This window comes from Devosia sp. MDV22-iso42 (genome assembly GCF_058629155.1).
Genome location: NZ_JBZVWR010000007.1, coordinates 1 through 22,467 on the forward strand (window position 1 = coordinate 1; position 22,467 = coordinate 22,467).

Consider the following 22,467-nt stretch of genomic DNA (forward strand, 5'->3'; position numbering starts at 1 on the left):
CGGCGGCAGATGACGCGGCGCGCCCCTTGACACAAACCGCGATAGAGAAGCTGCCGGTCCGCAAGCGGCCCCGTTTCGGCCGTTCATCGAGATCCCAGCATGGCAAGAGGGGGCCGGATGCGGCCAGGCTGCCTGAGGCGATTGTCCGACTGACGTTGATGTCGATGCGCGTCGGTCCGACGGCAATGCCACCTTCACTCGCCCTTGCGGTGCCGGCATCGCGACAGCGATCTGGTGTATCCTCGATAATTGCCGGCACAGGAGAGTGACGGCACACCGTCTGTCCAGGAATATTCCGGCCCCTAGCGCAAGTAGTCGAGCAGGGAGAGCGACTGGATCTTGGCCAGGGCGGCGTAGGAGGCCTGCAGCTGGGTTTCATAGGCCGTCAATTGGGCGGCAATGGTGGTGACATCGACGTCGCGCAGCGCGCTGATGTCATTGCTGAAAAAGCTCTGCAGATCCTGCTGGGTATCGATGGCCCGCTCCATGGCGGCGGCGGACAGCGAGACGCCACCGAGCAGCGTAGCGACGCCATCGACGGCCTGCACAACCAGATCAAGCACGGCCTGGGGATCGATATCGGTCAGGCTACCATCGGAGGCTGCCAGCGCGCCGAGCGCCCGCAGCGCCTGCTCGAAGGCGGCATTGTCGGCCTTTATGCCATAGGCAACGGTCTGGTCTTCGGCGATCTGGGCGCGCTGCGTCTCGCTGCTGCCCTGGTAATAGCTGGTGTCGGCGACGGCGAGATCGACCGTAACCCCCGCGAGATCGACCGGCGCCGTCGTGCCGGGGGTGCCGCCGAACAGGTAGCGCTCGCCGGACCGGGTATTGAGCAGGCTGGTCAGTTCGGCCAGGGCGCTGGTGGCATAGCTGACCAGTTCGCTCCCGGTGGCGCTGTCGCTGTCGGTGCTGAGGGCGGCGGTCAGTTGCACGCGGATATCGCTCAGCAGGTCCGCCACGGTATTGAGCGCGCCATAGCTCGCCTCGATTTCGGCTGCCGCATCGGTGGCGGCGGCCTCGTAGCGCTTGGAACGCTCGGCCGTCACCTCAAGATTGAGCAGCTTGCGCGCGCCGCTGCCCAGCCCGCCATAGTCGGTCGAGACGAGGCCGGAGGCTTCCTGCAGCTGCATATCGGCCATCTTGGCCTGGGTATTGAGCGAGGCCGCCAGCATCTGCCGGTTCATCGCAAAGGTGGCTACCCGCATGCTCATGCCGATTGCGCCGCCTGCAGCAGGCTGTCGAACATGGCGTTGAGCGTGGTCAGGATCTGCGCGGCGATGGCGTAATACTGCTCCAGCTCGGAGAGCTTGGCCGTCTCCTCGTCAAGATTGACGCCGGTGGCGGAGGTCAGGGCGTTCTGTGCGGTGGAGAGGTTGGTCTGGGCCGCCTCGTTCCGGCTGCCGGCGGCGGAACTGGCATTGGCGGCATTGCCGATCAGCAGGGTGGCGTAGTCGGCAAAATTGCGGCCGCCGGCACTGATCGAGCCGGCGGCGGCAAAGTCGTAGCTGTCAGTCAGCGCACTTAGCAATGTCTGGGCGTCCGTGGCGCTGCCCAAAGCGAGGCTGGCAGGCGTGGCCAGGATATCGGCGCGTACCGCGATGGTGCCGGCATCGGTGCCCGTCAGCAGGTCGTCGCCGGCAATCTGGGTATAGGCCGCATTGACGCTGGCAATGACGCCGGCGGCCAGGGCATCGAGTTCTGCGGTGGCCGCAACGAGGGTGTCGTGGCGCGCCGTCAGCAGGCCACCAATGGCGCCGCTGGTGACGGTCGCGGTGATGTCGACACCATCCAGGGTGAGGGGCGAAAATGCCGTGTCGCTGGTGGCCACAGCGCTGGCCGAATAGCTCAGGAGATGCGCCGTGGAATCCACCAGTGTGGCGCCGGCACTGGTGCTGATGCGCATGGCGCCGGACGAGGTCACGAAGTAATTGATGTCGAGCTGGGCGGCGACGGTCTGCAGCGCCAGGTTGCGCTGGTCTTCAAGCTCGGCGGTGGAGTCGCCGCGCGCCATGGCGCTCTGGATGGACAGGTTGAGATCGGCAATCCTCTGCAGGGCCTGGTTGGCGGTATCGACGCTGTCGTCGATCGTCTGGTCGACCTGGCCGCGAACCGTGTCGACCGATGCGGCGGTGGCGTTGAGCTGGGTGGCGACGCTGTCGAGGGCGCTGACCAAGGCTGCCTTGAGGACTTCGGAGGCCGGCGAGGCGATCAGGGCGCTGGCGGCGGTTTCGAGCACTGCAAGGGTCTGGGCCAGCGACGTCCCGGTGCCGTCCCCGTTCGAGGTGCTGCCCAGGGCCGATTGCAGCGCCGTGGCGACACTGTCGGCAATTTCGGTGGCCCCGGCCGTGCTGCGGGCTGCAACCAGGTCGCTGACGAGGAACTTGTCGACGGCACTGGTGATGGCGGTGACCGATACGCCGGTCGCCATGGTGCCGTAGAGCGTGGCGACCTGGCTGGTCGACTTGGTCGAATAGCCCTCGGTATCGGCATTGGCGATATTGGATGCCGCGACTTGGGTGCGCAGCTGCGATAGCGTGAGGGCGCTGGTGGCGGTGGCGCGGATGGCCGCAAATGACATGACCGGCCTCCGCCCTGGCTAGACGGTGCGCCCGAGACCCAGCGAGGGGGCTCGTGACGTGGTGCGGCGGCCGGCATTGTCGTAGCGGCCGGGGCGCGCCTCCTGCTCGCGGAAGGCGCGCATGATGGCATCGACGCGGCGGCGGGTGGACAGCATGGCGGCCCGCAGGTGGCTGGCATTTTCTTGCATGGCCATCTGCAGTTCGGCGCTGCGCTGGACCAGCCGGGCGCGCAGCACCGGGTCGGTATCGCCATCGAACAGGCCGCCGGCCCGCACGGTGCGCACGTGGCGCTCCAGTTCGCTGGCCAGCTTGATCTTGAGCTTGACCGTCGCCACCAAAGCGGCCGGGGTGCCGGCACGCAGCTGGGCGTTTTCCTCGGCGATCAGCGTCGAGAGGGCTTCGACCAGTTCGATCATGCCGGTGACAGTGATCTCGCTCACCGGGGGGGCGGGTCGTTCTTCTGGGAAATTTATCAATTCCGGGTCCGTCCGTTTGCATCTCGCGCGCCATAGGCCATGGTGGCGGTCTGCCTGAGTTGGAAAGCGGCCATCTGGCCGGCCATGGTGGCGCAACCTGCGGCCAGTTCCTTGATGGTCCCGGCCAGTTGCTGGCGCAGACTGAGCGCGGCCAGCATGGCATTGGGTGCCGACAGGTCGGTACAAAGACGGGCCTCGGCGGCCAGCCGCCCGGCCCGGCGCAGCAGAGCAGCGTCGCCGGCAGGGTGTGGGGGAAAAGCAGGGCTCATCGCACGGCACTGATCAGGGTGTCGAACATGGCATTGGCCGCGGTTATGGCCTGGGCGGCGCCGGAATAGGCCTGCTGGGCCGCCATCATGCGGGAGAATTCGAGGTTGGTATCGGTGGTGCTGGCTTCCAGGCGGCTGCCCAGGATCGAGCCCGCGCCCCCCTCCCCCGACACATGGAAGCTGGCCGAGCCAGACTCGGCCGTCTGCGCATAGAGACCGCCGCTGACCTGGCTCATGCCGTTGACATTGTTGAAGGTGGCCACGGCGATCTTGAACACGGAGAGCTGCATGCCGTTGGAATAGCTGGCGTAAACGGTCCCGTCGTCGCCGACGGTGATGCCCGAGAGACTGCCATAGGGCACGCCATCCGGGCTGGCCTCGACCGAGACGCTGAGGGTGGCGTCACCGGTGGAATACTGGCTGAGGCCGCTGGCGGTGCCGCTGCTGCCCAGGTCGAGCGAGATGGCACTGTTGCTGGCCCCCGTCGTCCAGTCGGTAATGCTGAGGGCGGCCGCGGCCGGACTGGTGGAGGCCAGCGTGCCATCGCCGTTAAAGCTGATGGTAATGGTGCTGGCGGCATCGTCGATGGTGCCCACGGTCTGGGTGGAATCAGCGGTCAGCACCGGATCGGCGAAGGAGACCGTCCACTCGTTCTCGGCCGTCTTGGTCCAGGTCATGGCCGTGGTGGCGGCGGTCCCCAGGGAGTCATAGACTTCCATGGAACTGGAAAAGGTATCGCCTACTGCTGCATCGGCCGGCAGATTGGCAATCAGGGCGGCGGTGGTGGTGGCCGCGGCGACCGAGGAAATGGAATCGGTGTCGATGGCGGTGAGCGCGCCCTGGCTGGCCGTGCCGCTTACCGTGCCATCGGCATCGGTGGCCCAGCCCTGCAGGTAATAGCCATTGCTGACCAAATAGCCTTCGCTGTCGGTCGTGAACTCGCCATTGCGGGTATAGAGCATCTCGTCGGACTCGGCATCGGCGGATACCGCGAACATGCCGTCACCTGAGATAGCGACATTGGTGGCGACGGTCGACGTGGTCAGCAGGCCCTGCAGCGCTACGGCGGACTGCTGACTGGCTGAAACGCCGCCGGCAGCCGAGGCGGTACCGACATCGCCGGCGACCAGGGCGGCAAAGCTGGTGCCGCTGGCCTTGTAGCCAACAGTAGAAGAGTTGGCCAGATTGTTGGAAACGGTGGCCAGGGCGCTGGCCTGCGCGGTCAGGGCGGAGACGGCGGAGCTGATGGCAGCGGAGAGGCTCATGTTCTGGCGCCTCAGACGGTGATGTCGAGGGCGGTAACAATGCTGTCGAGCTTGCTGGCGATGTTGTCCAGCGTGGTGCCGGTTTCGGCTTCCTGGCTGAAGCTGGCATAGCTGAGCATCTGGTCCAGCATCTTGTCCGTGCTGGTGGGCTCGAGCGGGTTCTGGTTCTGCAACTGCTGGACCAGCAGGGTCAGAAAGTCATCGGTGGAGAAGCTGCTCGAACTGCTCGAGGACGTGCTGGAGGTGGTTGCCGTGCTCGCCGACGACACTGCTGAAACGCTCATGATGGCCCCGCTGGCGACCGCCTGGGCGGTCGGTTGGTTTCATCCGGCACGGTGGGTGCCTGACTGAAGATGAAACGGCGGGACGAGCGGAATCAGGCGCTGAAAGATGCAGCGATGGCAGGCATTTACGCCTTGTTAGGGAAGGTAAAGAATCGGTAACTAAGGCCCGGGCCGGGGGCCCGGCGGCATGCCCCGCGGGAAGCTATGGTCCGAGGGCAGCGGGAAGAAGATCTCTGCCAGGATTTCGCGTTCATCGGCCGAGAGCAGGGCCAGGGTGTCGCCCACCTGGCGCCATTGGGCGGTCTCGGTCTCGGTCCTGGCGCTGACCAGGCTGGCGAATAACTGATTCACGGCCGCAGCATCATAGGGATCGGCCGACATGGCCGTCCGCAGGTCGACGAAAATGGCGCTGCGCGCCTCAAAGCCGGCACGGAATGTCGCGTCGATCGCCTCCAGCGACGGGCCGATGGCCTGCATGGTTTCAGCACTGACGCGTTGCTTGACCATGTTGGCAAGAAACGAGGAGTCAGGCGCGGGCATTTCCATCATCGGCGGTCGACGCCAGATGTCGCCTACCCACCAACCAGCGACGAAGAGGTTGAATCCCAGCGAGATGAACAAGGCGATGCGCAGGCCGGACATGGGTTTTTCCTGGAGCCGTCAATCTGGCTCGCTAGCGGGCCAGATCACTGTAGATGGCGGAGATATATATGGATTCGTGATCAGCAGTGGCGGGCGAAACCGTCTGGACTGTGACCACTCCACCGATAAAACAGACAACCAGCATGGCCGCGGCAATCATGGCGGAGCGGTCCGGATACCAGAAGCGGCGCGGTGGGCGTTGTGCGCGGTCTGCCAAAGCGGGCCGAGCCGGGAGGGGAAACGGCAGAACCTCGGCCCCGCCGGGCGCGGCGGCAGCGCGGTGCACGATGCGATCGGCAAGGCTGGACGGGGCAGCCAGCGGGCTGGACAGCAGCGCGTCAAGCCCGCCATCGAGCTGTACGGCAAGAGTCAGTGCCTGGCGGGCCTCGGCCGAACTGTCGAGCAGGCGCTGCGCCTGGGTCCGTTGCGCCTCGGGCCAGTCGGCAAGGTTCGGGCCAAACTGGTCGAGACCGTCCTCGAATTCATCCACCGTCATTCTGACTGACCTCCCGAACTGCTTCTGCAGTTCAGAACCTCATAGGCTTTTTTGAACCGGATTTGAAGTCATGTGCGAGACCAGCGAATGCTGCGCCGGCATGCCGGCAATCTCGGCCCAGGCATTGCGCAATTCCAGCAGGCCGTCGGCGATGCGGATATAGCGCTGCTCGGCGTCAGGCTTGCCGAAGGCGCTGTGCAGCGCGATCATGTTGACCACATAGGTGTTCTTGAGGGTCTCAGCCATGTCATTGTCGGCCGCGCTGCGCAGGTTGCTCGAGAGGCCGCGCAAGACCTGGCAGGCCTTGGTGATGGCGATATAGGTTTCCTCGACCTGGCCCTGCTGCCTGGTCACGATGGCCTGCCTGATGGCGCGAAGGGCCACATCGTAGAGCTTGACCACCGCCACATTGGGATGCACCTGCGCTGCCGCATTGCGATAGGCCGACATCGCCTGATTATAGGCAAAACTCATGATGAACTGTTCCAGGTGTCGATAAGGGTGGTGAGGTAGTCCAGCGATGCCTCGGCCGTCTCGATGGCCGCCTGATACTGGGCGTAGCGGTTGGTGATGCTGGTCTTGTAGGTCTCGGCCCGGGCACGGATATCGTCGGACTTGGCCTGCAGCGTGGTGTTGTACTCTTCCAGATTATCGATCTGGGTCACCAGCGAACCGGTCGAGCTGTCGGCTGCCCCCTCGGCGGCATTGTAGAGCAGTTCGGCCAGTCCGGTCTTGGTGGTGACGGTGATGGTCTGGCTGGTAGAGCCGGCATAGACGAAGGAATAGCCCTCGTATTTGGTGCCTTCGGCGCCAATGATGCGGGTGCCGCTGATGGTGAACAGGCTGCTGTCGCCGCCGATGCTGGCAGAGATCAGGGCGCCGCTGCTGTCGGTTGCAACATCCAGCACGAAACTGCCGATCTGCTCGGTGCCGCGCGCCAGGAGCAGCAGGTCGCTGGTCGAGGCGGTCATCTGGAAGGTGAGGAGCGCTTCGATGGCATCGAGATCGGCCAGAAGGGCACTGTCGAGCACGGTTTCGTCCAGCACCAGATTGTTGGTGGCATCGAAGGACAGGCCCAGCAGCGCCATGGCATTGCCGCCGATCTGGGCCGAGATGGCTTCGGACAGGCTCGAATTGATGTTGCGCAGCGTGCCATCGCCGAACAGGGCGGTGGTGTCCGCATTGTCACTGGTGGGGATTTGCTGCTGGGCATAGGCGAATTCGCGATAGGCATTGTAGGCGTCGACCAGAGCGACGATGGCGGTCTTGATGGTGCTCAGATCGGTGCCCACCTCGAGGCTGATCGAGGTCGTGTCCGGCGTGGCCTGGTAGAGATGCAGCGTCACGCCATCGAGCACGTCGGCAATGTCATTGTCGGTCCGCGTCAGCTCGATGCCATCCACGGTGAGGATGGCCGACTGCGCGGCCTGCAGCACATTGGCGAAATCGCCTGCCGCGTCGGTGACGCCGAGCCCCAGCAGGACATCGTCGCCATAGCTGGTCGCGGCGGTAATGGGCAAGCCGGTATCGGTAGCGGTCAGGACGAGGCGGAAATCGGTGCTGGAGACACCGAGCACGCTGGCCTGCACGCCGGTGCTATCGGAGAGGGCGTTGATGGCCTCGGCAATCTCGGCGAGCGACATGTCCGCAGTGATGGTGACGGATGCCAGTTTGTCGCCGGCACCGAGAGAAATCACGCCGTCATAGCCCAGGTCGGTGATCTTGCTGGTGACGGCGGTGCCGGCCAGCTTTTCGGCCTTGGCGATCTGCAGGATGGTTATCTCATGGGTGCCGATCTCGGCGCCGTCTTCCACCGTGGCAGCCATGCTGCTGGCCGCATCGACATCGCCATTGGCGGTGAGGTAGGCGGCGCGGTCGAGGAACACGTTGGTCGAAGCCAGCGAGGTGCCGGAGGCGGCGCGCAGGCTTTGGGCGGCGGTCGACACGGCGCTCAGCAGCGTCGACATCTCGGTATAGGCCGCGACCTTGGCCTGGTTGGCCGTGATCTTGAGATCGACGCTGTCGGCCTTGGCCAGCTTGGCATCGACCGCCAGCGTGATCAAGGCATTCCAGTCGATGTCGGAAGTTGAAGAGGTCGAGGAACTTGATGCGGTCGAGGTTGTCGAGGCCACGGAACTGGAAATCAGGGACGTGGTGCTGCTGACGGTACTCATCTAGTTCTTGCTCCTATGGCGGGTGAGCCCCGGCAGGCCGGCCGGTGCGCGGCCTGCCGGGGCTCAGGACGACTATTGCATCAGCTTGAGCAGATCCTGCGGCATCTGGCTGGCCTGGGCGGCAGCGGCAACGGCGGCCTGGGTCTTGACCTTGGCGGCTGCCAGTTTGGCCGATTCCGAAGCCACGTCGGTGTCCATGATGGCGGAGTTGGCTGCCGACAGGTTTTCGATGGTGGTGGCGATGGAGTCCGAGCGGAACGAGAAGCGCGATTCCATGGCGCCGATATTGGCGCGGGCCTCCGAGACCATGTTGGTCGCCGCGTCGATCGTTTCGAGCGCTGCCGTAGCACCGGCCTGGGTGGCGACGGAAAGGCTGGTTCCGGCATCGGTGCCGGCTGCTGTCGTTGCTGTCAGGCCGAGGTTGGCGGCCGTGACCCCGGTGAGGCCGGTCAGTTCAATGGCGGCATCGGCACCGGTATCGGCGGTGGTCAGCTCCAGCATGCCGGTGGTGGCGTTCTTGGAGGCGGTAACGCCGGAGTCCGCCGTTACCAGATTGATCGCCGTCACCATGTCGTCAACGGTGATCGTCTGGGCTGCGGTCGAGGTCGAGCTGCCCAGGGTGACGGTTTCACCATTGATGTCGAAAGTCGCGGTGGCGCCGCTTGCCAGCGACAGGGAACCGAGGCTGGTGGCCTTGAGCGAAGCGGCCGTGTCGGTAGCGGATGACAGGCCCAGCCCCGCGGCACTCAGGGTGGCGATGGCGACCTGGATGGTGTCGGTCGCGTCGGAGCCGACGACGACGGAGACGCCGCTGCCGGAAAAGTCGCTGGTGCCGTCGAGAAGGCTCTGGCCGTTATAGCGGGTCGAGGTGGAAATGCCGTCGACTTCCTCAACCAGCTGGGAAAATTCGGCGTCGATGTAGACGCGTTCGGTATCGGTTACGGTGCCCGAGGCCGACTGCGATGCCAGCGACTTCATGCGCTGCAGGATATCGGTGATGTTGCTGGCGCCGCCGTCGGCGGTCTGCAGCACGGAAATGCCGTGCGAGGCATTGGTGGCGGCCTGGGTCAGGGCGGTGACATCGGAGGAGATGCGCGTCGAAATGGCCAGGCCCGCCGCATCGTCGGAGGCCTGGGTGATGCGCGAGCCGCTGGCCAGCTTGCTCAGCGAAGAGGTCTGCTCGGCGGAGTTGATGTTGAGGTAGCGCACCGCCGAATTGGCAGCAATATTGGTCGAGATAACGGGCATCAGCGTTGCTCCTGGGGATGTCCTTTGGTGCGCCCCTCGGTCCTGGAGGTGCGGTGCGCATTGGTGCGCTGACAGTTCAACGCCAGCGCGGACTCGGGCAGGCAGGAAACCCTACCGAACCGCAATTTTATGGTTAATTGCTGGTAAACGAGTCGCGGATGTCGGCTTCGGCATTGCGCAGGACATGGCGCAATTGCTGGCGGCCACGCTTGAGCAGGCTCTCCACCGCCATCACCGTGGTGTCCATGATCTCGGCAATCTCGGCATTGCGCAGATCATCGGTGTAGCTCAGGATCAGGGCAATGCGCTGCTGTTCGGGCAGTTGACCCATGGCGGCATCAAGCAGGCTGGTAACCTCGTTGCGATGGATGTGATCGACCGCATCAGGGCGACCATCGGCGCTTTCGGGAACCTGGTCGATGTCTTCGGTGCGCGGGCGCCGGTGCAGGTCGAGGCAGCGATTGGTGACGACGCGATAGAGCCAGGTGGAGAAACGGGCGCGGCCGGTCTGCCAGTTGCCGCGCTGCGTCCATACCTTGAGCATGACATCCTGGGCGACATCCTCGGCATCGGTGGGATTGCGCAGGATGCGCAGGGCCAAGCCATAGGCGCGATCGACATGGCGCTCCACCAGGGTGCGGAAGGCCGCCTCGTCATGCTCGGCGATCCGCGCCAAAAGCATGTCGTCTTCGTCCAGCGGCCGGATGCCGGCACCCTCAGATGCCGTGGTCACGATACTCGCCCGCAGCTTATTGCGGCGGGGCGTAACCGCCTGTGGCAGTTCCTGTAGAGCCAGAACCATGACCGTTCCTCAAGTGTGCGCATATGTCGGGTGACAACTTGGACCTTGATGATCAAACGGAGGACGAGACTATATCAGGCGCAGAAAAATGCTTTGTTTTCAAGTATTTACTAGGTAAAATGTGCCTATAAAGGGGCATTTTTTGCCGAGTTGCTGTGGACGACACTATCGTGGCCCCGGTCGAGCCTCGCCAGCCCCGTTTCCGGCACGCAAAAGCGCCGGAGGCCCCCTGGAATCCCGCTGCGTGGCACGTGGCAACGCCGTCAGGCGGGTTGTGGCGTCGCCGGCTTTTTCCAGCCGCCACTGATCAGGGTGAAGAACAGCGGGACAAAGAAGATGCCGATCAGCGTGCCGGCCAAGGTACCGCCGGCGACACCGATGCCGATGGCGTTCTGGGCGCCCGAACCCGCTCCCGTCGCCGTGGCAAGCGGCAGGACGCCGAGGAAGAAGGCCAGCGAGGTCATGATGATCGGGCGCAGCCGCAGGCGCGCCGATTCCAGGATCGCTTCCAGCACGGAGAGCCCCTGGGCGCGCAGGTCGCGCGCATATTCCACGATCAGGATGGCATTCTTGGCCGAGAGCCCCATTGTGGTGAGCAGGCCTACCTTGAAGTAGACGTCATTGGCCTGGCCGAAGATATAGGCGGCCAGCAGAGCGCCGAACACGCCCACCGGTACGGCCAGAATGACGGAGAACGGGATGCGCCAGCTTTCATAGAGCGCGGCCAGGCACAGGAACACCACCAGCAGGGAGACGCCATAGAGCGTCGTGGCCTGCGAACCCGACAGGCGTTCCTGGTAGGACAGGCCCGACCAGGCGACGCCATAGCCGCCATCCATGCCGGCCACCAGCTCTTCCATCTTGTCCATGGCCGCGCCGGAGGATACGCCGGCCGCGTTGCTGCCGCTGATCGAAATCGAGGCTGTGCCGTTGAAGCGGGACAGCGAGGCCGAGCCCTTGACCCATTCGGTATCGGCAAAGGCCGAAAACGGCACCATTTCGCCCGAGGCGTTCTTGGCGAACCAGGTCTTGATGTCGTCCGGCTGCATCCGGTAGGGCGCGTCGCCCTGTACCATCACCGACTTGATCTCGCCTTGATAGATGAAGTCATTGACGGTGCTGCCGGAAAACGCGACGCGCAGGATGTCATTGGCGGCCGAGAGGTCGACCCCCAGGGCGCCGGCCTTTTCCTGGTCGATCACCACCTTGAGCTGGCTGTCGAGCGCCCCGGCATTGCCGCGGACATTGGTGACTTCCGTGGTCTGTCCGGCCAGCTGCGCCAGCTGGTTGCTGGCTTCGCCCAGGGCATCGGGACCATTGGTCGACTGATCCAGCAGGACCATCTCGAAGCCATCGGACGAGCCCAGGCCCTGGATGGCGGGCGGGGCCAGGGCAAAGACCTGGGCGTCGCGGATCTGGGAGAAATATATCAGGGCACGCTGCGATACGGCGGAGGCTGACTGGCTTGGGTCGGTCCGCTCATCGAAATCCTTGAGCCGGACAAAGCCCATGGCACTGTTTTCCCCGCTCCCGCCCAGGCTGAAGCCCAGGGTCATGAAGACGCTCTCGACGGCATCGGTCTCTTGGGTGAGGTAATAGTCCTCGACCATGTCGATGACGGCCTGCGTCCGATCGGCATTGGCGCCATCGGGCAGCGTGATCATGGTCATGAGCACGCCCTGGTCCTCTTCCGGAATGAAGGAGGTGGGCAGCTGGTTATAGAGCCAGTAGGCCCCGCCCAGCAGGGCCGCGAACACCACCAGCACCCGCAGGGGCCGGCGCACGATATAGCCGACCGAGCCGACGTAGCCGCCGGTCAGCTTGCCGAAGCCGGTATTGAACCAGGCGAAGGGCTTGAAGCGGGTACGCTTGTCCGGATCATGCGGCTTGAGCATCAGCACGCAGAGCGCTGGCGTCAGCACGATGGCGACCACGGCCGAGAGCACCATGGCCGAAGCGATGGTGACGGAAAACTGGCGATAGATGACGCCGACCGAGCCGGAGAAGAACGCCATGGGAATGAACACCGCCGTCAGCACCGCCGCAATGCCGATGACGGCGCCGGTGATCTGGCCCATGGATTTTTCGGTGGCTTCGCGGGCCGACAGATGCTCGTCGGCCATGATGCGTTCGACGTTCTCAACCACGACAATGGCATCGTCGACCAGCAGGCCAATGGCCAGCACCATGGCGAACATGGTCAGCGTATTGATAGAATAGCCCAGCACGGCCAGGACCCCGAAAGTGCCCAGCATGACGACCGGCACGGCAATCATCGGGATCAGGGTGGCCCGCCAGTTCTGCAGGAAGACCAGCAGCACGATAAAGACGAGCACGATGGCCTCGATCAGCGTGTGCACCACCTTTTCGATCGAGAGCTCCACGAAGGGCGTGGTTTCGTACGAATAGGCGATCTCGACCCCGTCCGGCAGGGCATTGCCCAGGCCATCGAGCGCGGCATGCACGGCGTCGGCGGTATTGATGGCATTGGCGCCGCTGGCCATCTGCACGCCAAAGCCGGCCGAGGGCAGGCCATTGAAGGTCGAGGTCGAGCCATAGGATTCAAGGCCGAGTTCCACCCGCGCAACATCGCCAAGGCGGACGGTTGCGCCGTCAGCGGCGGAAACTAGGATGATGTTTTCAAATTCCTCGACGGTCTGGAGCTGGGTCTGCGCCGTCACCGTCACGCGCAGCTGCTGGCCGGCCACCGCGGGGGACGAGCCCAGCTCACCCACCGAAACCTGGACGTTCTGCTGCTGGATGGCGCCAGTGACATCGCTCGGCGTGAGCTTGTATTGCGCCAGGGACAGGGGGTCGAGCCAGATGCGCATGGCATAGCCGGAGCCAAAGGACAGGATGCTGCCGACGCCCTCAACCTGCTCGATCACCGGCTGAATGGTGGAGTCCATGATGTCGGCCAGCTGCTGGGAGCTGTAGCGGCTATCATTGGAGATGATGTTGCCGATCATCAGGATGCTGCTGCCGGAGCGGTTCACCGTCAGGCCGGCCTGTTGCACGGCGTCGGGCAGGCGGCTTTCCACCAGCGCCAGTTTGTTCTGCACCTGCACCTGGGCAATGTCGGCATCGACATTGTTGCCAAAGGTCAGCGTGATGCTGGAGGAACCGTTGGAGGATGAGCTTTCCATATAGAGCAGGTCGGTGAAACCGGTCATGGCGGATTCGATGACCGTGGTCACCGAGTTTTCGACGGCTTCGGCGCTGGCACCCGAATAGGTCGCGCCGACCCTGATGGTCGTGGGGGCAATCTCGGGATATTGCGAGATCGGCAGGCTGAAGATGCCGACCGCCCCGCCCAGGCAGGTCGCAATGGCCAGCACGATGGCAAAGACCGGGCGGGCAATGAAGAAGCTGGCCAGCGAGCCGCGGCTTGGCAGGGCTGCGCTCTTGGTGTGTTCCGTGTCCAGGGTGCTCATTGTGCAACGTCCTGCTCGAGCGTTGCATCGGTACCTGAAGCAGCGCCCTCGGACATGGCGCCCGCTGCCGGCGCAGTCTGATAGATCACGCCATTGGCTTCGATAGTGACCTCGAGCGGCGAAATCGCGCTGCCGGCCTGGATTTTCTGCAGGCCATCGACAATCAGCTGGTCGCCCGCGGCAATGCCGGCGGTCACCACCCAGGCATTGTTCACCACCCGCTCTGCGGTCAGAACGCGCTGCTCGGCCGTCCCCTCGGCACTGACGAAATAGGCGGTCGGCTGCCCGTCATCATTGAAGGTCACGGCGCGCTGCGGCACCAGGAACACATTGTCCTGCTCGCCGAAGGCGATGATGGCGCGCACGAACATGCCAGGCAGCAGCACGCGGTTCGGGTTCGGCATGCTGGCATGCAGCGTGAAGGTGCCGGTGGTTTCACTGACCACCAGGTCCATGGTGGCGATGGTGCCCTCCTGATTATAGGTGGAGCCATCCTCAAGGGTCAGTGTCACCACCGGGGCCGGCGGCCGCGCAGCGCCCTCTTCGATCGGGCTGTCGCCCATGGCGGCACGTGAACTCAGCAGATTGGCGCTGCTTTCGACCAGCGCGATGTCGACCGGATCGATCTGGCGGATGGTGGTGAGCGCATCGACCTGGTTGGCGGTGAGCAGCGAGCCGATCTGCACATTGACCGACCCGACAACGCCGGCAATGGGTGCGGTCACCTGGGTGCGCTCCAGCGTCAGACGGGCGGTGCGCAGCTGCGCTTCCGCCGAGGTGACCGAGGCCTGGGCCTGGGCCAGTTCGACGCGGGCTGTTTCCAGTTCCGCCTGGCTGATGCCACCGGAGCTGGCCAGCGATACATAGCGGTCGACCTTGGACTGGGCGGTGGGCAGCTGCGCCTCGGCCGAGACCAGGGAGGCCTCGGCGACGGCGACATCGGCCTCATAAGTTGCCGCGTCCACCCGCGCCACCAGATCGCCGGCGGCCACGACCTGACCTTCGACGACGGCAACGGCTGTCACCACGCCACCGACCTGCGGGCGTACCTCTGCAGTTGCAGAGGCGACAACCCGTCCTGGCAAGGTCGTTGAAATCGGCGCCGTTTCGGGCTGCAGGGTAACGACCCCGACCTCGGTTGGTCCCATGGCGCCCATGGCGGCCATGCCGGCAGGCATTCCCCCGGCAGGTTGCGCCAGAACCCGCGAGCTGCCCAGCAAACACGCCAGGAGCATGATCATGTAAGGTGCGTTTTTCATGGACCGATTTCTATCTTGCTGACGTGATGGCCCAGCCGCCGCCCAAAGCGAGGCTGAGGGAAATGTACTGGAGGGCGACCTCCACCGAGCTTTGCGCCAGGGAGTCTCTGGCCGAATACAGCGAACGCTGGGCCGTCAGCAGGGTCAGCAGAGTAGTCTCGCCCACTGTATAGCGCTGTTCTGCCAGTTCGGTCGCTTGCGAATAGCTCGTATAGCTACTGGCAAGTTGCGATCGGCGGTTTTGCTGCTTGCTGAAGCCGACCAGGGCGTTCTCCACTTCCTCGACAGCCACAAGCACGGTGCTCTGGTAGGCGAGGTAAGCCTGCCGGGCCTGCGACTGTTCGAGCAGCACCGTTGCCTTGAGCTGGCCGCGGTTGAAAACCGGCATGCTGAGCGAGGGGCCAAGCGACCAGGTGGCAATGGAGGCCAGGGTGAAACTGCCGGCCAGCGACAAAGCGGGATAGAGGTCGGCTTCGGCCACGCCGATATCGGCCGTCGCGGCAGCCAGCTCGCGCTCGGCCTGGCGGATGTCTGGGCGGTCACGCAGCAGGTCGGCCGGGATGCCGGCGGATACGGCGGCGGCAGTGCGGGGAATCTGCGCGCCGTCGCTGAAGGTGCCTTCCAAGGCGGAGGGCGCCTGCCCGAGCAGCACGCCCAGGCGATGGATGCTCTCGCTCAGCGCTATCTCCAGCGACGGAATGGCCGCCGCGGTGGTGCTGACATCGCCCTGCAACTGGGCCAGATCGAGCGCGCTGGTCACGCCGGCCTCGTTCTGCTGCCTTGTGACCTCGAGCGTGCGGTTCTGCGCCTCGAAGGTGGAGCGGGCGATATGCAGGCGATCCTGATAGCCGCGCGCCTGGACATAGGTTCGCGCGATCTCCCCGATCAGCGACAGCCTGGCGCCATTGGCCGCCTCCACCGAGGCATCCAGCGTCGCCAGCGCGGCCTCCCGTTCCTTGGCGAACCCGCCAAACAGATCGAGTTCCCAGCTGAAGGAGGTGGTCAGGTTGTTGGCGACCTCCCTGTTGACGGCGGTGCTGGTGCCGCTGGCTGTCGACTGGGCGACCGCGCTGCCCGAGGGCAGACTGTTGAGCCCGGCCGCGATGGCGCTCTGGCGTGCCGCGACCACCCGTTCCACCGCCTGGGCCACTGTGAGGTTCTGGGCCAGGCCCTGTTCCACCAGCGTGTTCAGGGTGGCGTCGTTGAACGAGCGCCACCACTGTACCTCCGCCGTCACCGTCTTGGTTCCGGGTGCCCCGCCATTGGCATATCGGGCGGCCTGATTGATGGTGGGGGCGACATAGGACTGCCCGAGCGTGCTGCAGCCGGCGAGGGCGACGGCCAGAAACATGACTGAGGGGACGCGCAACAAGAGGCCACTCCTGGAAAGGTTCAAGCCTTCTCTGTGCCGCGCCAATTTTGCTGGTGGACGACGGATTGTGTCCCAAGGTTGCAGGTCAGCAGGCTTTTTGTTTCCGAAGATGTCCACGGACCGGCCAGCAACGATTTGTAACAATCCCATGGTGGACCTGCGCGCCCGGTGCGCTATCTGATGAGTCAGGAGGACCCAATGGCCGCAAACATCCTGGTCGTCGACGATGATCTTGAAATCCGCCGGCTGCTCGTGCGCTATCTCGGCGAGCAGGGTTTTCGGGTTGCCGCAGCCGGCAGCCGGCATGAGTTTGAGCACAAGATCGCCGAGGGTCGCTTCGACCTGGTCATTCTGGACGTCATGCTGCCCGATGGGTCGGGCCTCGACATCTGCCGCGAACTGCGCAATCGCGACGCCAAGATCTGCATCATTCTGGTCACCGCGCTCAAGGAAGAGGTCGACAGGATCATCGGCCTCGAGCTGGGTGCCGATGACTATATCGGCAAACCGTTCAGCCCGCGCGAGCTGGTGGCCCGCATGCGCGCCATCCTGCGCCGGGCTGCGGAAAGCGCCGGCGATCCGGTCGAGCACGAATGCTACCGGTTCGCCGGCTTCCTGGCCGACCCGGCGTCCCGCACGGTCACCCAGGACAGCGGGGGAACGGTCGATCTCACCGGCGCCGAGTTCCAGCTGCTCAAGGTGCTGCTCGATCGGCCCGGCCGCATCCTGTCGCGCGACCAGTTGCTCGACCTCACCCAGGGGCGGGAGGCCAATGTCTTTGACCGCTCGGTGGACGTGCTGATCAGCCGCCTGCGGCGCAAGTTTCGTGATGCCGGCCATGACGACATCGTCAAGACCGTCCGCAATGGCGGCTATCAGCTGGCCGCCCGGGTCGACCGGGTGGAGGCCGCCTCGTGACGCGGCTGCAGTTCCGCATCGCCGCGATTCTGGTCAGTGCCATTTGCCTCGTGGTCATGGTGTCGACGCTCGCCGCCTTCGTGGCCATCACCTATCCCATTCCCGAACGGATGGTGGGGCCGGTGGCGTCACAGATCCGCGCGCTCAGCAGTTTTGTCGATGCCGATGCCGGCAGGTTCGCCCACCTCACTGACGCGGCCGTCGAACAGCTCGGGGCGGAACGCGCGGACCTGACCGAGGCCGTGTCGAGCCGGCTGCGGGATGACGGGCTCCATCTGCCGGTGCGTGTCTTTGAAGATCCGGTCAGCCAGAGGCGCGCAGCGGTGGTCCAGCTCGGCGGCCAGAATGTCGCCGTGGAATTTCCCGGTGAATTGCAGCCGCCGCGTGATCTCTGGATCATCCTGGGCACCTGGATCGGCGTCGTCGTCATCGGCGTCATCGCCGTTTCGCTGACCATGGCCTATCGCGTCACCCGTCCCCTCGCGGTGCTGGAACGGGCCGTGGCCACGGTCGGACCGGATGGGGTGCTGCCGCATGTGCCGGAAGTGGGCAATCGTGAAGCGGTGGAAACCGCCATGGTGCTCAATCGGCTGTCCGAACGCCTGCAGACCGCCATGGAGAGCCGGATGCGCCTGGTGGCCGCGGCGGGACATGACTTCCGCACGCCGATGACGCGGATGCGGCTGCGGGCCGAGTTCATCGACGAGGAGGATCGTGCCGCCTGGCTGCGTGATCTCGACGAGCTCGAACACATTGCCGACAGCGCCATCCGCCTGGTGCAGGAAGAGGTCAGCGAAACGCCGCTCGAAGCCCTCTCGCTGGACCAGTTGCTGCTCGAAGAGGTCCGCGAGCTGGCCGAACAGGGCTATCGGCTCACGATTGGCCGCATTGAACCCGTCGAGGTGGCATTGCCCCGCCTCGCGACCAAGCGCGCCCTGCGCAACCTGCTGATCAATGCGGCAACGCATGGGCGCCAAGGAACCGCCGAAGTACTCAATACCGGCAGCGAGGCGCAGGTGCTGATCAGTGACCGCGGTCCCGGCATTCCCGAAGACCTGATCCAGCGCGTGTTCGAGCCCTTCTTCCGGGCAGCGCCGGGACGGGTGCAGACCGTGCCGGGGGCCGGTCTCGGCCTGGCAATTGCCGCCGAGATCATCGAGCGGGTCGGTGGCAGGCTGGAGATCAAGAACAAGCACGGCGGCGGCCTGCTGCAGATCCTGTATTTTCCGCTCACAAACTGAAGGGCGGTCAGCCTGGATCGGGCCTGGCGGTCTGGTGGGTTGCGCAGAACGTCACGTTGCCTATGGCCGGCTGCTTACGCTAGGCCGGAGGGCAATCGTGGGAAATCGCTGAGGCTTGAAGAGCCAACAAAATGGGACGCTTCGCCAACATGAGCTTTGGTCGCAGCGGCGACGTCTGCTGCTACTGGATTTCAAGGACGGGCGAGCGCCTGCTGCATGCGGTCCATGCAATCGACCAGCGTGGCTCGCGTGCAGCCGAAGTTGAGGCGGATGAACTGGCCATAGCCAGCGCCAAAATCGGTGCCGGGGCTGAAGGCCAGCCCTGCCTGGTGCAGGAAATGGGCAGCGGGATCATCCAGGCCCAGGCCAGAGCAATCAAGCCAGGCGAGATAGGTGGACTCGGGCCGGTGCATGGCTATCCCAGGCAAGCGGGTGGCGACCTGCTGCACCAGAAAATCGCGATTGTCCTGCAGATAGGCCAGGACCTCCGATTTCCAGGCGCCGGCGTCGCGATAGGCGGCCAGCATGGCTTCGAGCCCCAGCACGTTGACGCTGTCGACCATGCCCAACCGGCTGGCATTGAACCGTTCGCGCAGCGCCGGGTTCTGGACGATGGCAAAGGCGGCTTTGAGGCCGGGTATGTTGTAGGTCTTGGCGGCCGACATCAGCGTGATGCAGCGCTGGCCGATACTGTGGTCAAGCGACGCAATCGGGATGTGGCGAAGACCGTCGAACAGCAGTTCACAGTGGATTTCGTCGGAAATGATCGGCTTGTCGCCGGTCGCCGCCGCCAGCGCCAGCAGCTCGGCACGAGCATAGACCTTGCCGGTCGGATTGTGCGGATTGCACAGCAGCACGGCGTCGGCGTGCGAAAGTGCGACGGCCTGTTCGGCAATGGGCAGGTCGAGGCCGAAGGCGATCGACTCCAACTGCCAGTGCCGGGGCGCCATGAGGATGGGCCGATAGATCGGGTCCTGGATGGCCAGGCTCTGGCCGGGGGCGAGCAGGGCCTTGATGGCCATGTTGAAGCCTGGTTCGACGCCGGGCAGGAAGACGATATCATCGGGGTGATGGTCCAGCCATAAAGGCTAGCCATGTCGCTGACGATCTGCTCGCGCAGCGCGGGCCGGGCGACGCCGTAGCCCAGGATGGGATGGGCCAGCCGCTCGGCAATCGCGGCGATGATTTCGGGCGCCGCGGCGAAGTCCATGTCAGCCACCCAAAGCGGCAGCACGTCATCGCCGTAGCGGCTCCACTTGGAGCTGCCGGTGCCGCGCCGGTCGATAAGCCTGTCGAAACGGCTGGTCATGTCACAGGCCCTTGATCATGCCGCCATCGATGCGGAGCATGGCGCCGTTGACATAGCTGGCCTGTGTGCTGGCCAGGAAGGCCACCACGGCGCCGAATTCCTCGGGACGGCCGTAACGGCCAGCCGGGATTTCATTGCGCGAGGCTTCCTGCACGGCCTCGACGCTGGCCCCGGTTCGGCCGGCCTTGCCGCTATCGAGGTCGCGGACACGATCGGTATCGATCCGGCCCGGCAGCACCATGTTGACCGTCACGCCGTGGCGGGCGACTTCGCCGGCCAGCGTCTTGGACCAGCCGGCAATGGCGCCGCGGACGCCGTTGGACAGCGCCAGGCCAGCGATGGGCGCCTCGACGCCGGAGGAGCCAACCGTGATGATTCGGCCCCATTGGCGTTCGATCATCTGCGGCAGCATGGCGTCGGTAATGGCAAACAGCGAGGTCGCCATGGTCTGGAACGCGGCCATCCAGTCGGCCGTGCTCTGGCCCTGGGCCTGTCCGGCCTTAGGGCCGCCGCTGTTGTTGACCAGAATGTCGACGCCGCTGGCCGCCTTGACCGTCTCGATCAGGCTGGCCACCGATGCGGCGTCACCCAGATCGACCGGGTAGTCACCCGAGCGCGATGCCGCCATGACGGTGACACCTTCAGCGGCAAGTGCCGCGGCGATGGCGGCGCCAAGACCACGGCTGCCGCCCAGCACGAGCGCGCGTTTTCCCCTGAGACCGAAATCCATCAGGCCAGTGCCTCCAGCTTGCGCTCCTGGCGCGCGATAAGTCGTTCAACTTCGGCGACTGCCCGGGGCGCCAGCACGGCGCCGGGGCGGCGCTGGGTGGCGCCGGCAATGGCGCCGCGCCTGGCAAGGGTATATTTGCGCACGGCCAGTCCCAGGCCGGGCTGCTGCTCATAGCGCACCAGCGGCAGATAGGCGTCGAAGATATCCTGCGCCCTGTCCATCTCGCCGGCCGCGGCCAGACCCACCACTTCCACCATCATCTCGGGGAAGGCAAAGCCGGTCATCGCCCCGTCGGCGCCGCGCGCCATTTCCTCGGGAAGGAAGCCGCCGCCATTGCCGCACAATATCGAGAGGCTTCGCCGCCCCTTGGCCTCGGCGTCGCGAAGGTCGGTGATCTTGGCCAGGCCCGGCCAGTCTTCGTGTTTGAGCATGACGATGGACGGCATTGCCTCGACGATGCGACCGAGCAGGGAACTGCTGATGTGAATGCCGGTGACCAGGGGAAAGTCCTGCAGTACCAGAGGGATGTCGGCGCCGATGGCGGCCACGACATTCTGGTAATAGGCAAAGATCTGATCGTCGGTCTTGAGCGAACCGGGCGGGGCGACCATGATGCCGGCCGCGCCCAGATCCATGGCGGCCTTGCCCAGTTCCTCGATGGCGGCCAGGCCCGGGGCCGAAGCCCCGACGATGACGGGCTTGCCATTGGCCCGGGCAATGGTGCGGCGGGTGATTCGATGGCTTCCGACTGGGTCAGCTTGGGCGCCTCGCCCATGATGCCCAGAATGGTCAGGCCGTCAGCGCCCTTGTCGAAACAGAAGTCGACCATGGAGTCGATGCTGGCGGTGTCGATGGCCATGGTTTCGGTGAAGGGCGTGACAGCGATGACGAAGGCACCCTTGGTGGAGTGATCAGGGGCATGAGGGCATTCCTGTTAGTCGAACCAGTGAGAATTGCGGCGCGGGGCGGAGGCGCCGTCACCAGGCGATAGCGACGCCGCCTGGCGCGCCGCCCTGCTGCTGGCCATCACGCCGACCCCCCAGATTGCGGCGAGACTGCTGACGCTGATTGAAACGGGCCGGCTATCGCCGTTTGACCGCGATCAGGCCGCGCGCCGGCTCGCGGCCTGGGGCGATCCGCGCGACCTCGAAGCGCTGTGCGACGTTCCGGCGGGCCACCTCGTCATGGGCTCGACGACAAATCCCAATTCGCAGCCCGTCCATGCGCTGTCCGTCCCCGGCTTTCGCATCGGCCGCTTTCCGGTGACCAATGATCTCTATGCCCGCTTCATCGCCGCCAGGGGGTGGCACTGGGCCTCGCCGGAGGCCGGCCTGCCGGAACGCGGCAATGCGCCGGCCACCGACCTGAGCTGGCGGGACGCCCGCGCCTATTGCGACTGGTTGACCGGGGTGTGGCGCGCATCGGGGCGCATTGCCGCCAGCCAGATGGTGCGCCTGCCGACAGAACCGGAATGGGAGCGCGCTGCTCGGGGCGATCGGCCCGACGGCGGGGACGACGTGGTCTATCCCTGGGGGCTGGGATGGCAGGCTGGCGCGGCCAATTCGGAGGAAACCGGCTTTAACGCGCCATGTGCCGTCGGCCTGCTTCCGGCAGGTGCCTCGCCCTTTGGCTGCCTGGATATGGCCGGGCAGGTCTGGGAATGGACCAGCACGCTGTGGGGCGACGATATGGCCACGCCGCATTTCCGCTATCCCTATGGCCATGACGGCCGCGAGGATCCCGAGGCCGGCCAGGCCATCCGCCGCGTGCTGCGGGGCGGCTGCTTTTCCAGCACGCGGTTGAAAGCCTGCTGCACCTATCGCGGCAGCTTGGAGCCCGACGGCGCCTGGCGCGGCAACGGCTTCCGCATCGTCGTAGCCTAGTCAACCGCAACGCTGCCGATCGGCGACCAGGCAGGGCTATCCTCAGCAAAAATGCCGGCATCATGCCGTCTTGACAAGCGCAGCAT

At 65.1% G+C, this 22,467-nt stretch carries 21 protein-coding genes and 1 pseudogene; 4 read left to right on the forward strand and 18 right to left on the reverse strand.

The window, feature by feature from the left end; all coding sequences use genetic code 11:
• Positions 1–302 precede the first annotated feature (302 nt).
• From AC4NN3_RS07490 to fliD, 10 genes are all read right to left on the reverse strand, one after another.
• A complete protein-coding gene (locus AC4NN3_RS07490; RefSeq protein WP_491926480.1) occupies positions 303–1,211 on the reverse strand; it encodes a flagellin in 909 nt (302 codons plus the stop codon).
• A complete protein-coding gene (gene flgK / locus AC4NN3_RS07495) occupies positions 1,208–2,578 on the reverse strand; it encodes a flagellar hook-associated protein FlgK (protein ID WP_491926481.1) in 1,371 nt (456 codons plus the stop codon). Before flgK ends, AC4NN3_RS07490 begins: the two co-directional genes overlap by 4 nt.
• 18 nt (positions 2,579–2,596) lie before the next feature.
• Positions 2,597–3,019, reverse strand: coding sequence for a hypothetical protein (locus AC4NN3_RS07500; protein WP_491926482.1), 423 nt, complete (start codon positions 3,017–3,019; stop codon positions 2,597–2,599).
• Between the two features lie 32 nt (positions 3,020–3,051).
• Positions 3,052–3,324, reverse strand: coding sequence for a hypothetical protein (locus AC4NN3_RS07505; protein ID WP_491926483.1), 273 nt, complete (start codon positions 3,322–3,324; stop codon positions 3,052–3,054).
• Entirely contained in the window at positions 3,321–4,589 is a 1,269-nt protein-coding gene (gene flgE, locus AC4NN3_RS07510) for a flagellar hook protein FlgE (protein WP_491926484.1), read from the reverse strand. The genes AC4NN3_RS07505 and flgE overlap by 4 nt, the downstream gene beginning before the upstream one ends.
• An 11-nt stretch (positions 4,590–4,600) precedes the next feature.
• A complete protein-coding gene (locus tag AC4NN3_RS07515; protein WP_491926485.1) occupies positions 4,601–4,873 on the reverse strand; it encodes a flagellar hook capping FlgD N-terminal domain-containing protein in 273 nt (90 codons plus the stop codon).
• A gap of 159 nt (positions 4,874–5,032) precedes the next feature.
• Entirely contained in the window at positions 5,033–5,515 is a 483-nt protein-coding gene (locus AC4NN3_RS07520) for a periplasmic heavy metal sensor (RefSeq protein ID WP_491926486.1), read from the reverse strand.
• 31 nt (positions 5,516–5,546) lie between these two features.
• Positions 5,547–6,011 carry a hypothetical protein gene (locus AC4NN3_RS07525; RefSeq protein WP_491926487.1) on the reverse strand — a complete coding sequence of 155 codons (465 nt, stop codon included), beginning with the start codon at positions 6,009–6,011 and terminating at the stop codon, positions 5,547–5,549.
• 39 nt (positions 6,012–6,050) lie between these two features.
• Entirely contained in the window at positions 6,051–6,485 is a 435-nt protein-coding gene (locus tag AC4NN3_RS07530; RefSeq protein ID WP_491926488.1) for a flagellar protein FliS, read from the reverse strand.
• On the reverse strand, positions 6,482–8,074 hold the full coding sequence (gene fliD, locus AC4NN3_RS07535) for a flagellar filament capping protein FliD (protein ID WP_491926489.1): 1,593 nt from the start codon (positions 8,072–8,074) through the stop codon (positions 6,482–6,484). The genes AC4NN3_RS07530 and fliD overlap by 4 nt, the downstream gene beginning before the upstream one ends.
• Here fliD and AC4NN3_RS07540 point away from each other — a divergent pair.
• A complete protein-coding gene (locus AC4NN3_RS07540; RefSeq protein WP_491926490.1) occupies positions 8,067–8,189 on the forward strand; it encodes a hypothetical protein in 123 nt (40 codons plus the stop codon). The genes fliD and AC4NN3_RS07540 overlap by 8 nt on opposite strands.
• A gap of 68 nt (positions 8,190–8,257) precedes the next feature.
• On the opposite strand, the gene AC4NN3_RS07545 is transcribed toward AC4NN3_RS07540, so the two are convergent.
• The 5 genes from AC4NN3_RS07545 to AC4NN3_RS07565 form a co-directional block, all read right to left on the reverse strand.
• A complete protein-coding gene (locus AC4NN3_RS07545) occupies positions 8,258–9,433 on the reverse strand; it encodes a flagellin N-terminal helical domain-containing protein (protein WP_491926491.1) in 1,176 nt (391 codons plus the stop codon).
• Positions 9,434–9,566: 133 nt separating this feature from the next.
• Positions 9,567–10,235 carry an RNA polymerase sigma factor gene (locus AC4NN3_RS07550; protein ID WP_491926492.1) on the reverse strand — a complete coding sequence of 223 codons (669 nt, stop codon included), beginning with the start codon at positions 10,233–10,235 and terminating at the stop codon, positions 9,567–9,569.
• Positions 10,236–10,498: 263 nt separating this feature from the next.
• Complete coding sequence (locus AC4NN3_RS07555) at positions 10,499–13,612, reverse strand: efflux RND transporter permease subunit (RefSeq protein ID WP_491926912.1); 3,114 nt, start codon at positions 13,610–13,612, stop codon at positions 10,499–10,501.
• 53 nt (positions 13,613–13,665) lie between these two features.
• On the reverse strand, positions 13,666–14,928 hold the full coding sequence (locus tag AC4NN3_RS07560) for an efflux RND transporter periplasmic adaptor subunit (protein WP_491926493.1): 1,263 nt from the start codon (positions 14,926–14,928) through the stop codon (positions 13,666–13,668).
• A 10-nt stretch (positions 14,929–14,938) separates the two neighbouring features.
• The gene (locus AC4NN3_RS07565; protein WP_491926494.1) at positions 14,939–16,297 is read right to left on the reverse strand and encodes an efflux transporter outer membrane subunit; all 1,359 of its coding nucleotides are present in this window, start codon (positions 16,295–16,297) and stop codon (positions 14,939–14,941) included.
• A 201-nt stretch (positions 16,298–16,498) separates the two neighbouring features.
• On the opposite strand from AC4NN3_RS07565, the gene AC4NN3_RS07570 reads away from it, so the two are divergent.
• Positions 16,499–17,218, forward strand: coding sequence for a response regulator (locus AC4NN3_RS07570; RefSeq protein WP_491926495.1), 720 nt, complete (start codon positions 16,499–16,501; stop codon positions 17,216–17,218).
• Entirely contained in the window at positions 17,215–18,459 is a 1,245-nt protein-coding gene (locus AC4NN3_RS07575) for an ATP-binding protein (protein ID WP_491926496.1), read from the forward strand. The genes AC4NN3_RS07570 and AC4NN3_RS07575 overlap by 4 nt, the downstream gene beginning before the upstream one ends.
• Before the next feature lie 191 nt (positions 18,460–18,650).
• Here the strand turns inward: AC4NN3_RS07575 and AC4NN3_RS07580 are convergent, their stop codons facing one another.
• The 3 genes and pseudogenes from AC4NN3_RS07580 to AC4NN3_RS07590 all read right to left on the reverse strand — a co-directional run bounded on the left by AC4NN3_RS07580 (position 18,651) and on the right by AC4NN3_RS07590 (position 21,357).
• Positions 18,651–19,481 carry a MalY/PatB family protein gene (locus AC4NN3_RS07580; RefSeq protein WP_491926497.1) on the reverse strand — a complete coding sequence of 277 codons (831 nt, stop codon included), beginning with the start codon at positions 19,479–19,481 and terminating at the stop codon, positions 18,651–18,653.
• Between the two features lie 288 nt (positions 19,482–19,769).
• A complete protein-coding gene (locus AC4NN3_RS07585) occupies positions 19,770–20,498 on the reverse strand; it encodes an SDR family oxidoreductase (protein ID WP_491926498.1) in 729 nt (242 codons plus the stop codon).
• Positions 20,498–21,357, reverse strand: a pseudogene (locus AC4NN3_RS07590) (dihydrodipicolinate synthase family protein). The gene AC4NN3_RS07585 and the pseudogene AC4NN3_RS07590 overlap by 1 nt, the downstream one beginning before the upstream one ends.
• A 94-nt stretch (positions 21,358–21,451) precedes the next feature.
• On the opposite strand from AC4NN3_RS07590, the gene AC4NN3_RS07595 reads away from it, so the two are divergent.
• On the forward strand, positions 21,452–22,381 hold the full coding sequence (locus tag AC4NN3_RS07595; protein WP_491926499.1) for a formylglycine-generating enzyme family protein: 930 nt from the start codon (positions 21,452–21,454) through the stop codon (positions 22,379–22,381).
• Positions 22,382–22,467: the final 86 nt, after the last annotated feature.

Bases quoted from the DNA above. Each gene is read 5' to 3' on its own strand.
- flgE (WP_491926484.1), bottom strand. From the start codon at position 4,589: ATGAGCCTCTCCGCTGCCATCAGCTCCGCCGTCTCCGCCCTGACCGCG.
- AC4NN3_RS07580 (WP_491926497.1), bottom strand. From the start codon at position 19,481: ATGGCCATCAAGGCCCTGCTCGCCCCCGGCCAGAGCCTGGCCATCCAG.
- AC4NN3_RS07520 (WP_491926486.1), bottom strand. From the start codon at position 5,515: ATGTCCGGCCTGCGCATCGCCTTGTTCATCTCGCTGGGATTCAACCTC.
- AC4NN3_RS07525 (WP_491926487.1), bottom strand. From the start codon at position 6,011: ATGACGGTGGATGAATTCGAGGACGGTCTCGACCAGTTTGGCCCGAAC.
- AC4NN3_RS07545 (WP_491926491.1), bottom strand. From the start codon at position 9,433: ATGCCCGTTATCTCGACCAATATTGCTGCCAATTCGGCGGTGCGCTAC.
- AC4NN3_RS07550 (WP_491926492.1), bottom strand. From the start codon at position 10,235: ATGGTTCTGGCTCTACAGGAACTGCCACAGGCGGTTACGCCCCGCCGC.
- AC4NN3_RS07505 (WP_491926483.1), bottom strand. From the start codon at position 3,324: ATGAGCCCTGCTTTTCCCCCACACCCTGCCGGCGACGCTGCTCTGCTG.
- AC4NN3_RS07585 (WP_491926498.1), bottom strand. From the start codon at position 20,498: ATGGATTTCGGTCTCAGGGGAAAACGCGCGCTCGTGCTGGGCGGCAGC.
- AC4NN3_RS07530 (WP_491926488.1), bottom strand. From the start codon at position 6,485: ATGAGTTTTGCCTATAATCAGGCGATGTCGGCCTATCGCAATGCGGCA.
- AC4NN3_RS07570 (WP_491926495.1), top strand. From the start codon at position 16,499: ATGGCCGCAAACATCCTGGTCGTCGACGATGATCTTGAAATCCGCCGG.
- AC4NN3_RS07560 (WP_491926493.1), bottom strand. From the start codon at position 14,928: ATGAAAAACGCACCTTACATGATCATGCTCCTGGCGTGTTTGCTGGGC.
- AC4NN3_RS07515 (WP_491926485.1), bottom strand. From the start codon at position 4,873: ATGAGCGTTTCAGCAGTGTCGTCGGCGAGCACGGCAACCACCTCCAGC.
- flgK (WP_491926481.1), bottom strand. From the start codon at position 2,578: ATGTCATTTGCGGCCATCCGCGCCACCGCCACCAGCGCCCTCACGCTA.
- AC4NN3_RS07490 (WP_491926480.1), bottom strand. From the start codon at position 1,211: ATGAGCATGCGGGTAGCCACCTTTGCGATGAACCGGCAGATGCTGGCG.